The organism is Janthinobacterium aestuarii (assembly GCF_046113285.1).
Taxonomy (GTDB): domain Bacteria; phylum Pseudomonadota; class Gammaproteobacteria; order Burkholderiales; family Burkholderiaceae_D; genus Janthinobacterium.
Genome location: NZ_CP142524.1, coordinates 2,257,441 through 2,270,709, shown reverse-complemented (window position 1 = coordinate 2,270,709; position 13,269 = coordinate 2,257,441). Strand labels below are relative to the sequence as shown.

The following is a 13,269-nucleotide window of genomic DNA, read 5'->3' as shown; positions in this document are numbered from 1 at the left end:
GCTAGTCGGACCATGATCGTGCATTTGCCGGCAATTGTCTATCCGGCAGGCAAGCCTGCCGGATGCAGCGTGGCTTACCAGTCGCGCGCGCCGAGGATCTGCTCGCCCAGCGCAGTCAGGCGCGCCTGCGGGTAGCGCAGCTTTTCCTTGTCCTCGGGGTCGCCGGGAAACGCGTAGCCCTGCGGCGCGCTGCGTTCGCGCCAGCTTTGCACCCTCCAGTCGCGCAAGGCCTGGTTGTCTTGCTGGGCGGGCGTAAAGGAAATATATTGCGCCAGCCGCACCTGGTCCGTCGAGGTGTTCGGGCGGATGCCATGCGCCAGCAGGCTGTTGAAGATCAGCAGTTCTCCCTTCTTCATGGCGATGAATTCCATCGGGTACGGCACCGTCGCCAGGTCCGGCTGCCACGGGTTGCGATCCGCCGGCACGGTCTTGCGCCATGCGAGCAAGTTGTTGAACAGTTCCGGATAGCATTGGAAACCGCCGCTCTCGGGCGAGGTGTCGGACAGGGCCAGCACGCCCTGCACGTTGACGGGCAGCGGGTCGAGCGTGGTGTCGGCATCCCAGTGGATGAAGCCGCCAAACTTGCGCTTGCCATGGTTCGGCGTGTTCAGGTTGGCGCGGTCGATCGTTACCCACAGATCCTGACGGTCCCATATGTCGACGAAGGCGTCGTACACGCGCTGGGTCTGGCGGTTATCCCACAGCGTCTGGTTGTGATAGGCCTCGACCATGCCGGAGCCGTTGAGTTCCTTCATCGCGTGGTCGCGCAATTGCTCCCGGTTCCAGGTGGCGGGGTCATGCTGGTCGAGTCCCTGGAATTCCCACAGGAAATCTGTCGTGCGCCGCACTTGCTCGGGCGACACCGCATCCTTGACGATGACGTAGCCATAGGTTTGCCAGTGCAGGAAATCGCTGTCGGACAGCACGCGCAGGGGCAGCTGTTTGCGGATATCGCGCAACTGGGTCTGTTCCGTGTAGGCCACGGACGGGTTGCCGGGACGGTCTTCGCCGTATTGGTATGGGTTCTGCATCGCTGTCTCCTGTGTGGGTGTGAGACAGATTGTGCGCTGGCGCGGCCAGTTGAAATGCGCGCCAAGCGGCCAATACTGATACTATCCTGACCATTCATATCCATAAAACGTCACAATGACGCCTTTATTCGAACAAGTCACGATCCCGGCGGGCCACTCCTGGGGCTTGCTGTGGCGCGAACTCGATGCCATTCCCTTCATCTGGCACTACCATCCGCAGTTCGAACTGACCCTGACGGTGAATGCACGGGGGCAGCGCTACATCGGCGACCACCTGGGCGATTTCGAACCGGGCGACCTGGTGCTGCTGGGGCCGAATTTGCCGCACACGTGGTCGGCCAGCGAGCGCATCGACAGCGCACAGCCGATGCTGGCCGTCGTCGTGTGGTTTTCGCTCGAGTGGCTGGAGCAGCTGGCGGCCTGTTTTCCGGAATTGCACAGCTTGCGGCAACTGGCGGCCCGCGCCGGGCCTGCCCTGCATTTTTCGCCGCGGACGAGCGCGCGCTGCGCCGGTCAGCTGCTGCGGCTGAACGCCCTGCCCGTGCCGCAGCGCCTGCCGCTGCTGCTCGACGTGCTGCTGGAACTGGCGGGCGATACTGGCGCGCAGCCGCTGGCCTCGACGGCGCAGGCGCCGCTGCCCGATGGGCAGCAAAAACGCATGGCCGGCGTGTTCGATTTCATGCACGCACATTTCCGGGAAGAAATCGCGCTGGAAACCCTGGCGCAGCGGGCGGCCCTGTCGCTGGGCGCCTTTCACCGCTGTTTCAAGCGCCACGCGCATTGCACGCCGGGCGAATACCTGGCGCGGCTGCGCATCGGCCGCGCCTGCCAACAGCTGATCGAGAGCAATCTCGCCATCGCCGTCATCGCGCAAGAGGCGGGCTACCGCAACCTCGCGCATTTCAACCGCCAGTTCCGCGCCGCCAGGCACGTCACGCCGCGCGCGTTTCGCCTGCAATACCGGCGCGGCGCCAACAACGCGGCGTAAATCCATTCGGACACGAAAAAGGGGATCAGATTTTACAATCTGATCCCCGATATTCTGGTGCGGCTGGCAGGAATTGAACCCACGACCCCTTGGTTCGTAGCCAAGTACTCTATCCAGCTGAGCTACAGCCGCCTAAGACAAGATTATAGCAGGGCTTTGCAGAATGGCAAAGGGCGTGGCGGCGATATTTCACAATTGACGCCCTCCCCGGTTTTTCACCGGCCGCCCCGCAACTTGCATTTTTAATCACATTTATTTTCTGATTGCGGCGCAAAACCGACACGCTGATGACTGATTGGCCATTATTAATGCATTCAAGAAAAATAAATTGCAATTCATGGAAAACTTTGAGAATGTTTACTAGCAGTAATTCCAAAAAAAATACCAAGGGGATGTCATGAAAATAAACTTGCATAAATTGCCTCTGGCCGCCGCCTGCGCGGCCACCCTCCTTCTTGCCGCCTGTGGCGGCGGCAGTAGCAGCAGCCCCGCCGACCCGGTTCCGCCCGTCGTGCCGCCGCCGGCAACGACGCTCAGCGGCACTGCCGCCGTCGGCGCGCCCATCTCGGGCAGCGTGGTGGCCATCGACAGCAAGGGCAAAGTGTCCACGGCGGTCAATACCGGCGCCGGCGGGGCATTTACGGTCGACGTGGCCGGCATGACGGCGCCGTTTTTCCTCAGCATCACCGGCTCGTCCGGCGGCAAGCAGGTGACGCTCAATTCCATCGCCACCGCGGCTGGACAAACCGTCAACATCACGCCGCTGACCGACCTGATCGTCTCCACGGCGTCGGGCCAGCCCGGCGGCACGGCCCTGGCCGCCGTCTGCGCTCCCGTCGCCAATACGGTATCGGCCGCCTGCACTGCGGCCCTGGCCAATGCCGCGACGCAGCAACGGCTCGATGCGGCCGTGGCCGCCGTCGTCGCCATGATCAAACCGATTAATACCGGCAATACCAATCCGCTGACGGGCGCCTTTGTTGCCAACGGCACGGGCATGGACGCCGTGCTGGACCAGATCCTCGTCGCGCCCGCGGAAGCGCAGGGCGCCATGGCCACCGTCACCCTGATCGCCACCAACAGCGCGCTGGGCAGCGTAACCCTGCCGGCCGCCGCCGGCGGCGCGCCGACGATACCGGCAGCGACGCCGCCATCGGACGCCGACCTGGCCAGAGCGACGGCCGCGGCCAGTGTCTTGCCGGAAATCCGCGCCTGCATGGCCTCGCTCAGCGCCCTGTATCCGAAGACGGGCTTCGTCGTGCCGTCGGCGGCGGCCGTGTCGCCGTTCATCGACAGCAGCTTCAATATGGGCGCGGCGGTGGGCAAGGCCGACATTGTGTCCGCCCTGAGCAGCGCGGACCAGGCTGCCCATGCGGGCCTGACGATCGAGGCGCTGGGCCTGGCCAGCGTCAGCATGCAGCCCTTGAGCGCCGATGAAATCGCCACGCTGACGTCCGCGAGCAGCACTTCGACGACGCGCGTCGCCGACTTCATCGGCAATCGCCTCGGTGCCGGGGCGACGGCCATCGCCTTTACTTCAGGCAAGCCCAGCAGCGCATGGGTACAGTTACGCATAGGAACAGATGCGGGCATGCTCAACTGGAAGCTGGTCAAGACGGGCGACACCAGCGGCTGCGCCGGCGGCTGGAAACTGGCCGGCAGCGGCCACCTGGACATGCACATGAATGCGCGCATCCAGCGCAACTTCGATGCTGCAGGCACGGCCAGCTTTGCGCGCGAATGGGCAGCCCACGTCGAGCTCGACACCGTGCTGCAGGAAAATCCGGCCGTCAACAAGATCGACGTGCGGGGACCGGGCCTGACGACGTTCGGTGACTTCCAGATACCGGGCTCGGCCGGCAGCAAACTGCAGCTGATCCTGCCGGCCACCGGCTACACCCACATGCGGGTGGCCGACAGCAATGGCGCCGCCAGCACTTTCTACAATAACGCGGAAGCCATCCAGAGCTGCCAGGACCTGGCCAGCCTGCCCGTCAATACGCCGGGCCTGGGCGCGGGTACGGCTTGCATCGACGAAACGAAAGTGGCGCCTGGAAAAATCTACGTGTGGACCCTGAAAACGCCGAATGGCGCCGTCAGCGCCTTCCCGTTCCAGATCAATGCCGTGCCCCTGTCGAAAGCGTTTGCCAAGGCCAACCAGGCCAGCCTGTTCGCCACGCTCACCAGCATCACGCCGGCGAAACTGTCGTCCATCCCGTCCGCCGCCCTGCTCGATGGCGCGGTGACCTTCAATTACACGCAGTCGGCCACCTACGGATCGAAAATGGATAATTGCGGCCTGTACTTGTTCAATGGCGCCACGCCGGTGCTGAACGCGGAGCAAAATGCGGTTGGACAGGAAACCTCGTGCACGTTCACGACCTCGGGGCTCAATGCGCTGGCGTCGAACGTGGCGGACCCGGCGCAGTCCGGCGCCTCGCTGTTCAAGTTCACCGGTCCCGTGACAAGCGGCGGACTGTGGGTGACCACCATCGTCCTGGGCAACCAGGCGTCGTCGGGCCAGCCTTACCCGAATTGACGGGGCCCGGCCACTGCAGCGCGCCGCGATGGGGGCGGCGCGCTGCAGGCCTGCCTTTCGCTGGACGAAAAAAAACCCGGAAAGCGAACTTTCCGGGTTTTCTTCACTACTGCTGATACTGGTGCGGCTGGCAGGAATTGAACCCACGACCCCTTGGTTCGTAGCCAAGTACTCTATCCAGCTGAGCTACAGCCGCAAACTCTGACACACTTCGCCGAACGGCGCGAAGCTTGAAACTTTCATCAGAACGAAGCGAACTTCATTCCGGCAACGATACTAATCAATACTGGTGCGGCTGGCAGGAATTGAACCCACGACCCCTTGGTTCGTAGCCAAGTACTCTATCCAGCTGAGCTACAGCCGCAAAACTTCTACAACATTCCACTGACAACGTGGAGGTGAAACTTGTCACAACAAAACCAGGCAAAGTCTGATTTTCAGTATTCTGGTGCGGCTGGCAGGAATTGAACCCACGACCCCTTGGTTCGTAGCCAAGTACTCTATCCAGCTGAGCTACAGCCGCGCAGGCAAACATTATAGCGTATTCATTTCGCTTTGAAAAGTTCGATTTTTCAATCGCTTAGCTGATTTTGCAGAATACCGCCCCGCATGATCGACTACCTTTTCACTGCCAAAAAGCTGACGCCTTTTTATCGCAGGGCACTTCTGCTTCCACAGTCGGGTCCAGCGAATCGAGGAGTTGCTGCCTCGAAAGAAGCGGGATTATAGGGACTGCTTTCCAGCCTGTCCAGTGCTATCTGCAGGCGGCGCGCAAGCGTGCGGTGGCGGTGCCCCGCTTGGGGCTACAATACCAGCCAGACAGGGGAGCTTTTGCCTTCCCTGATGCATGACGGCGGACATTGAGCATCATGACCTATTTAACTGAGCTTAGCGACGGCGGCCCGGCGGGACAAGCGCCCGTGCGGCAGATTCATTGTTGCAGGATTTCCGATGGCCAAGCATGACCGCGAGCAAGATCTGCTTCCCCCATCAGCGCCGCTGAGCCTATCGGACGAGCGCCTGTCCAACTTGCTGGAAGGTATTACCGACGGCTTTTGCCTGCTCGACCGCGACTGGACCATCCGCTACCTCAATACGCGCGGCGCCGCCATGCTCGCGCCACAACACGCGCCTGGCACCGGCCTGGCGGGCAAGAACCTGTGGCATGCCTGCCCCGCCCTGCATGGCACGGAACTGGAAACCCAGTACCGGCGCGCCATGGCGCAGCAGCTCAGCTGCAGTTTCGAACTGCCGTATCCGCCGCTGGGGCGCTGGCTGGAAGTGCGCATCTTCCCTTCCAGCGAAGGCTTGACCACGTATATCCAGGACATCAGCCAGCGCAAGGCGGCCGAGGAAAACTTGCGCCACAGCGAGGAAGACTTGCGCGCGTTGGCCAATTCCATCCCGCAACTGGCCTGGATCGCCAGCTTCGATGGCACCATTGCCTGGTACAACCAGCGCTGGCACGACTACACGGGCACCACTGCCGAACAGATGGCGGGCGACGGCTGGAGCATCGCCTATGACGCGCAGCACCTGCCTTCCATGCTGCAAGCCTGGAAGGCCGCCTTGCGCGAGGGCACGCCCTTCGAAATGGAGTTCCCCATCCGCGGTGCCGACGGCCAGTACCGCTGGTTCCTGACGCGCGCCAATCCCGTGCGCGACCGGGGCGGCCAGCTGCTGCGCTGGTTTGGCACGAGCACCGACGTCGACCAGGTCAAGCGGGCGCAGGAAGCCTTGCGCGATGAAACGCGCGTACTGGAGCTGCTCAACAATACGGGCGCGGCCCTGGCCAGCACCCTCGACTTGCCGGCCCTGCTGCAGGAAACCGTCGATGCGGCCACGCGCATCAGCGGCGCGCGCTTCGGCGCCTTTTACTATGATGATGCGGGCGATATCCACGACGATCCCGACGCTCTGCCCGCGGCACGCGCCGTCAACGGCATCAGCCTGCGCCAGGCAGATGCCATCGCCACGGAACTGCGCCAGGGAGCGGCCATGCGCCAGAACGACTTGCTGGCCGCGCCCGACGCCAGCGCCGGCGGCGCGCCGCCGCTGCGCAGCTGCCTGAGCCTGCCCGTCAGCTCGCGCTCGGGCCTGCTGCTGGGGCGCTTGCTGCTCGGCCATCCGCAAGCGGGCATGTTCAGCGCGCGCAGCGAACGCATCGTCTCGGCCATCGCGGCCCAGGCCGCCGTCGCGCTCGACAATACGCGCCTGTACGCGGCCGCCACGCGCGCCGCCGAAGAGCGCAAGGTGCTGCTCGACAGCGAACGCGAGGCACGCGCCGACGCCGAGCGCACGAACCAGCTGAAAGACGATTTTCTCGCCACGCTGTCGCACGAACTGCGCACGCCGCTGTCGGCCATCCTGGGCTGGGCGCAGGTGCTGCGGCGCGGCACGCGCGACCAGGCCGACCTGCACCGCGGCCTGCAAAGCATCGAACGCAATGCGCGCGCGCAGGCGCAACTGATCGAAGACTTGCTCGACATGAGCCGCATCACTTCCGGCAAGGTGCTGCTGGATCTGCAAACCATCGTGCCCGCCAGCATCATCGCCTCGGCCATCGAAACCCTGCGCCCGGCGGCCGACGCCAAGCACATCGCCATCCACAGCAACATCGCCAGCGATGCGGGCAGGATCACGGGCGACCCCAGCCGTATCCAGCAAGTGATCTGGAACCTGTTGTCGAATGCCCTGAAGTTCACGCCGCAAGGCGGCCGGGTCGAGATCGGCGTGCGCCGCGAGGCAAGTCGCCTGGCCATCACGGTGAGCGACAACGGCGTCGGCATCAAGAAAGACTTCCTGCCCCACGTGTTCGACCGTTTCCGCCAGGCCGACGCCTCCACCACGCGCCGGCATGGCGGCCTGGGGCTGGGACTGGCGATCGTCAAGCACCTGGTGGAGCAGCATGGCGGCACGGTCACGGTCAGCAGCGCCGGCGACATGCAGGGCGCCAGCTTTACCGTGCGCCTGCCCCTGGGGACGCGAACCGCGCCGGCGCGGCCAACGGGCGGCGACTTGCCCGCCAGCCATGACTTGCGCGGCGTCACCGTCCTGCTGGTCGATGACGAGGCCGATGCGCGCGAACTGACGGCGCGCATCCTGCGTGACAGCAACGCCGAAGTGCATGGCGCCGGCAACGTGGCGCAAGCGCTGCAACTGCTGGACCAGGTACACCCGCATGTGCTGGTCAGCGACATCGGCATGCCTGACGCCGACGGTTTCGACCTGCTGGCGCAAATCCGCGCGCACGCCTCCCCTGATGCGGCCCGGCTGCCCGCGCTGGCACTGACGGCGTTCGCGCAACCGCAGGACCGCCAGCGGGCACTGGCCAGCGGCTTCCAGGCCTGGGTCTCGAAACCGCTCGACCCGGCCGAACTGCTGGCGGCCGTGGCGCAACTGGCCGCAACGCGCTCCCTCGCGCAGCGTCCTGAAGAGGGCAGCAATACGCCGCCCTAAAAAGATGATGCAAAGAAATACATGATGCAGTACAAAATGACTATTTTCATGGGCTAGCCTTCCTACTTTCAGACGCGGCTCTGTCCTACAAGCAACTAAGCTAAAGTTTGCTACACTGAAATGCAGAAACGCACCTGCACGGCAGGCTGGAGATGGCGGCCTGGGCCGGCGAGAACGTCAGAAGCGAGCTCAAGCGCTGTTGTGCGCCCTAACTTGTTGCAAGGCGCTACTATCTTCCCCACCGCCGTCAGCCCATCATCTGCGGTGGAAGCCAGCGTTGCATAGACCGTATAACCGAGACCTTACATGCCCAGCCAAGATGAGATTTTGAAAGCCAAAATTTTGGTCGTCGACGATTCACCCGACAATGTTGACCTGATGCTGGAAATCCTGCGCGATGCCGGCTACACCAATGTGACGGCCACCATGCGTCCGGCCCAGGTTTGCCCCCTGCACCGGGAGCATTGCTACGACCTGATCTTGCTGGATCTGCAAATGCCGGAACTCAATGGTTTCCAGGTCATGAAAGGCTTGAAGGAAATCGAGCATGGCGGCTACCTGCCCGTGCTGGCCCTGACGGCACAGCCGAGTTTCAAGATCGCCGCCCTGGAAGCGGGCGCGCGCGACTTCATCAGCAAGCCCTTCGACCTGATGGAAGTGCACAAGCGCATCCACAACATGCTGGAAGTGCGCCTGCTGTACAAGGAACTGGCGCAATACAGCAAGCAGCAGCAGGAACTGGCGCTGCACGATCCGCTGACGGGCTTGCCGAACCGGCGCCTGCTGGAAGACCGTATCGAGCATACCTTGCAGCAATCGGCCCGCAGCCGCGGCAAGTCGGCCATCCTGTACCTGGACCTGGACGGCTTCAAGGCCATCAACGACAGTTACGGCCACGGCTATGGCGATGAAATCCTGAAAATGGTGGCGGCCCGCCTGGTGAGCGCATCGCGCAAGGAAGACACGGTGGCGCGCATCGGCGGCGACGAATTCGTCATCGTGCTGGGCAACCTGGCCGGCAAGGGCGACGCGCGCGAACCGGCCGCCAAGCTGATCGAAGTCATTTCCGAGCCGTATTTCATCAACGACCTGACCCTGCGCCTGTCGACCAGCATCGGCATCGCCATCTACCCGGACGACGCCAGCACCGTCGAATCCCTGCTGGGCGCGGCCGACACGGCCCTGTACGAAGCCAAACGCGCCGGCAAAAACCGCTTTTGCTGCATTCCGCACGAGGTGATCGCCTCGCAGGTAAATATGCAAAAAAACAACATTCCGTCGATCGCCTGAGTTTTTACGCCGCACCGCACATGAAAAAAACCGGCAAGCCACGTTGATGGCTTGCCGGTTTTTTTCATGAGCACAATGTTTTATTTCTTGCCAGCCGTCACTTCATGCTGGCCCGCATGCTGGTGGTCCGTTTGCGCATCGACGGTTTCCGGCGGTACTTCGATGCGCGTGATGCCGGCATCGACGGAGATCGGGTCGCTGGCGGGGAAGGTCATTTCCACGGCGTCGTCAAGCAACTCTTCCTTGGCCCGCTCTTCGCCGCTCATGCCTTCTTCATCGGCCAGGATGGCCAGCGCGCTGGCCCATTTCACGAAATTAAGGTTGGACAATTCGCGTACGGTGGTCACGCCAAACGCTTGCTGCAAGGCCTTCGCATCCTTCGCGCTGACGCCGCGCAAGGCGCTGATCGGGGCATTGACGATGTCGCGGAAGCTTTTGTCGAGGTATTCCTTGTCGACGATGGTTTCGATATTCATGGCATGTCCTTTCGTTTCGGTAAACGGGCCTGTACTGCACCCTGCGCCGCGGGGCGGCTATGCTGCATGGAAAAATGCACAACCCCACTATGGCAGCGTGTGGCGTCCCGGTATGTGCGCAGCCGTACGTAAAGACGGGAACAACTTCCTGCTGGCGCAAACACAAATATTGCCTATCATATAAAAATGATGGGAGGAGATTAAAATTGCCGAAAAGACAGAAATTTTCCATCCATGCGCCCCGCGATGAAATCCTCATGTATGATCCACAACTTGAATTTGGTCCACCTTTCACCATTCACGGGGCGCTATGTCCGCACAAACAGATCCGAACAAGGAAGCGGCCCAGGCCGATGCGGAACGCGCCGCCGATCTCAGCGAGTTGCTCGGTCATGTCAACACCAGCTGGGACAATGAACGGCGCGCCCTGTCGCGCCAGCTGCACGACAGCCTCGGCTCGTCGCTGACGGCGCTGACCATGCACCTGTCGCTGCTGACGCAAAAAATGCCGCAGGAAGCGGCCTTGCTCGACCGCGCCGCGACCATGAAGCAATTGCTGCTGAATGTCATCGAGACCAACCGGCAAATGCAGATGAAGCTGTGGAACGACAAGCTGGAGTTTCTCGGGGTGAATGTGGCGCTGGGCGAGCTGGCTGCGCAATTTGCGGAACAGCACAAGATCACCGTGCGCTGCAGCCTGCCCGAAGATGAACTGATTTGTCCGCGCAACGTGGGCGTGGCCCTGCTGCGCACCCTGGAAGAGGCGCTCAGCAATATCGCCGCGCACGCGCAGGCAAGCGAAGTGGATATCATCATCGACGACAACGACGAGGCGCTGATGATGACCGTCAAGGATAACGGCAGCGGCTTGCCGGCCAGCGAGCCCGTCGAAATGAGCAAGCACGGCCTGCGCGCCGTGCGCGAGCGCGTGCATTACCTCGGCGGCAGCCTGAGCCTGACGGCGAATCCGCAAGGCGGCATGGCCCTGACTGCCGTCTTGCCGCGCATTAGCCCGAAAGAATAATCCCTGCCAGACAGCATCGGGCCGGAACATCGCCGGGCGCCCTGCCCCGCTCAACGATACGACGAGGAAACCGCATGCAACGACTGATCCCCACCCTGCTGGCAGCGCTGCTGGCCATGGGAGCCGCCCAGGCCGCCGACAAGACCGTGCCGCCGCCGGAAACCGTGGACAAGCTGGCCTGGCTGGCCGGCTGCTGGAACGTCGACGGCGCCGAACCCGGTTCCGGGGAACAATGGAGTACGGCCGCCGGCGGTACCATCCTCGGCACCAGCCGCACCGTCAAGGGCGGCAAGACGACGGCCTTCGAATTCGTGCAGATCCGCCTCACCGAACCGGGCCAGCTGGCCTACATCGTGCAGCCGTCGGGCGAGCCGCCCGTGATTTTCAACCTGCTGCGTCAGGACAAGCCGAATGAATTCATCTTCGCCAACCTGGACAATGACTTTCCGAGCCGCATCACCTACCGCCATGACAGCGAGCGCATCTTACACGCCAGCATCACCGGCACCTTGAAGGGCAAGCTCACCACCATCGCCTTCCCCATGACGCGGGCCCGCTGCGACGCGGCGCCCCTCGCGCGCGGCAAATAAAAAGGGGCCGCAAGGCCCCTTGTTTTGTTACGGCGCAAACTGCTTAATGCAGCTTGACCTGCGGCGAGCTGCGCTTGATCAGGAAACGGCCCATGGCCATGACGGCCGTGCGCACGGTGCCCAGCACGGCGTTGTGGTGCATCAGGTGCAGGCTCACATACATCATCCGCGCGACAAAGCCTTCGACGAACCAGCTCAGGCCCTTCAGCGACCCCATCAGGGTGCCGACCGAGGTGGTGCGGCCAAACGACACCAGCGAACCGTAGTCCAGATATTCGTACGGCCTGGTTTGCGGCGGCTTGCCCTTCGCCTGCAGCAGGAACGTTTTCAGCAGGTAATCGGCTTGCTGGTGGGCAGCCTGGGCGCGCGGCGGCACCAGCTTGCCGTCGGGACCCGTACAGGCGGCGCAATCGCCCAGCGCGAAGATATTCGCATGGCCCTGCACATTGAGCATGCCCGTCACTTCCAGCTGGCCGGCGCGGTTGGTAGGCAAGCCCAAAGTGGACAGGAATTCCGGCGCGCGGATGCCGGCGGCCCACACGCAGATGTCGGCCGCATAGCTGGTGCCGCTGGCCACCGTCACCTTGTCGGCTTCGATCGTGGTGACGCGCGTATCGGTCACCACCGTGATGCCATGCTGGTGCAGCAGTTTCGAGGCGGCAAGGGAGACGCGCTCGGGCAGCGGCGCCAAGATGCGCGGCGCCCCTTCGAGCAGGGTGATGCGCACATCCTTGATGGCGTTGAGATTCTGGAAACCATACGCGGCATACACGCCGCTCGCTTCGCGCAATTCGGCCGCCAGTTCCACGCCCGTCGCGCCGCCGCCGATGATGACGATGTCGACGCCGGGATGGCCCGCGTCGCCCTGGCGCTGTTCGGCCATGGCCAGCAGTTTCAGCAGGGTCAGACGGAAACGTTCGGCGTCTTCCGTGGCATTGAGGGAAATCGTGTTTTCCTGGGCGCCGGGTACGCCGAAGTAATTCGAGGTGCTGCCCACGGCGAGCACCAGCTGGTCGTAGCTGACCTGGCGCTGCGGCAAGAGCTGCTCATCCTTGTCCGTGGCGATGGCGCCCACGGTGAGGCTGTTCGACGCTGCGTCGAGCCCGATCAGGGGACCATAGACATAGGTAAAACCATTGTCATGCGCCAGCATCTGGTACGACAGGCCCTCTTGATGAATGTCCAGGGTGCCGGCCGCCACTTCATGCAGTGACGGCTTCCAGATATGGTACAGGCGGCTGTCGACCAGGGTGACCTGGCCTGGGCCGAGCTTGCGGCTGAGTTTGCAAGCCAGCTCCAGGCCGCCTGCACCTCCTCCTACGATAACGATTTTACTATGCAAAGATCCTCCTGCTTGTTAATCCCTGTGCCCGTTGCCGTTGCCACGACCATTGCCATTGCCATTGCCATGGCCTTTGCCCGGCTTGTCATCATGCTTGTCGCGCTTGTCATAGTGCTTGTCATGCTTGTCGTCATGACGGTCGCGGTCGCCGTAATCGGGACGGCCATGGTCGCCATGCTGCTGGCGGTAGCGGGGCACATATTGGTTGTTATACCAACCATCTTGGACGAAATATACCTCTTGGTTACAGGCATTATACTTGCGGCAGTGCTTGGACCAGTGTTTCGCATGGCCGGGCGGTACGCGCAGGTAGATCGGGGCGGCCGAATAGTATTGCGGGCGCTGCACGATGACGGGTTGGGCGTAGATCAATTGCGGCGCGGGATAGTCGCCTATGTCGATGCGGCCGTAAAAGCCTGGCTGGCCGACGGTGACGGAAACCTGGGCAACGGCGGCGGTACCTGCCGACAGCAGGACGGCGGCGAGAATGAGGGTTTTCATGAGGACACTCCTTTTATCAGTTATGCCGC

General features: G+C 62.7%; 10 protein-coding genes and 4 tRNA genes. 6 read left to right on the top strand and 8 right to left on the bottom strand.

Annotated features, from left to right (window positions below; translation table 11 throughout):
• Positions 1-74: 74 nt before the first annotated feature.
• Complete coding sequence (locus OX462_RS10255; RefSeq protein WP_070313428.1) at positions 75-1,031, bottom strand: phytanoyl-CoA dioxygenase family protein; 957 nt, start codon at positions 1,029-1,031, stop codon at positions 75-77.
• 115 nt (positions 1,032-1,146) lie between these two features.
• On the opposite strand from OX462_RS10255, the gene OX462_RS10250 reads away from it, so the two are divergent.
• Entirely contained in the window at positions 1,147-2,019 is an 873-nt protein-coding gene (locus OX462_RS10250; protein WP_409028330.1) for a helix-turn-helix domain-containing protein, read from the top strand.
• A 55-nt stretch (positions 2,020-2,074) separates the two neighbouring features.
• Here the strand turns inward: OX462_RS10250 and OX462_RS10245 are convergent.
• Positions 2,075-2,151 (bottom strand) — tRNA-Arg (locus OX462_RS10245).
• A gap of 277 nt (positions 2,152-2,428) precedes the next feature.
• Here OX462_RS10245 and OX462_RS10240 point away from each other — a divergent pair.
• A complete protein-coding gene (locus OX462_RS10240; RefSeq protein ID WP_409028329.1) occupies positions 2,429-4,558 on the top strand; it encodes a hypothetical protein in 2,130 nt (709 codons plus the stop codon).
• 119 nt (positions 4,559-4,677) lie between these two features.
• On the opposite strand, the gene OX462_RS10235 is transcribed toward OX462_RS10240, so the two are convergent.
• From OX462_RS10235 to OX462_RS10225, 3 genes are all read right to left on the bottom strand, one after another.
• Positions 4,678-4,754, bottom strand: a tRNA-Arg gene (locus OX462_RS10235).
• A gap of 91 nt (positions 4,755-4,845) precedes the next feature.
• A tRNA-Arg gene (locus tag OX462_RS10230) sits at positions 4,846-4,922 on the bottom strand.
• Between the two features lie 82 nt (positions 4,923-5,004).
• Positions 5,005-5,081, bottom strand: a tRNA-Arg gene (locus tag OX462_RS10225).
• Positions 5,082-5,509: 428 nt separating this feature from the next.
• On the opposite strand from OX462_RS10225, the gene OX462_RS10220 reads away from it, so the two are divergent.
• Both OX462_RS10220 and OX462_RS10215 read left to right on the top strand, forming a co-directional pair.
• Positions 5,510-8,017: a hybrid sensor histidine kinase/response regulator gene (locus OX462_RS10220; protein WP_409028328.1), complete on the top strand. Its 2,508-nt coding sequence runs from the start codon at positions 5,510-5,512 to the stop codon at positions 8,015-8,017.
• Positions 8,018-8,323: 306 nt separating this feature from the next.
• Positions 8,324-9,307 carry a GGDEF domain-containing response regulator gene (locus OX462_RS10215; RefSeq protein WP_070219228.1) on the top strand — a complete coding sequence of 328 codons (984 nt, stop codon included), beginning with the start codon at positions 8,324-8,326 and terminating at the stop codon, positions 9,305-9,307.
• Positions 9,308-9,387: 80 nt separating this feature from the next.
• Here the strand turns inward: OX462_RS10215 and OX462_RS10210 are convergent, their stop codons facing one another.
• Positions 9,388-9,783, bottom strand: a complete 396-nt coding sequence (locus OX462_RS10210) for a hypothetical protein (protein ID WP_070219229.1) — start codon at positions 9,781-9,783, stop codon at positions 9,388-9,390.
• Positions 9,784-10,093: 310 nt separating this feature from the next.
• Here OX462_RS10210 and OX462_RS10205 point away from each other — a divergent pair, with 310 nt between their 5' ends.
• A complete protein-coding gene (locus OX462_RS10205) occupies positions 10,094-10,807 on the top strand; it encodes a sensor histidine kinase (RefSeq protein ID WP_099411482.1) in 714 nt (237 codons plus the stop codon).
• 74 nt (positions 10,808-10,881) lie between these two features.
• Positions 10,882-11,397, top strand: coding sequence for a DUF6265 family protein (locus OX462_RS10200; protein WP_409028327.1), 516 nt, complete (start codon positions 10,882-10,884; stop codon positions 11,395-11,397).
• A 43-nt stretch (positions 11,398-11,440) separates the two neighbouring features.
• Here the strand turns inward: OX462_RS10200 and OX462_RS10195 are convergent, their stop codons facing one another.
• Both OX462_RS10195 and OX462_RS10190 read right to left on the bottom strand, forming a co-directional pair.
• Entirely contained in the window at positions 11,441-12,739 is a 1,299-nt protein-coding gene (locus tag OX462_RS10195) for an NAD(P)/FAD-dependent oxidoreductase (RefSeq protein ID WP_070313360.1), read from the bottom strand.
• Between the two features lie 15 nt (positions 12,740-12,754).
• On the bottom strand, positions 12,755-13,240 hold the full coding sequence (locus OX462_RS10190) for a hypothetical protein (RefSeq protein WP_070313361.1): 486 nt from the start codon (positions 13,238-13,240) through the stop codon (positions 12,755-12,757).
• Positions 13,241-13,269: the final 29 nt, after the last annotated feature.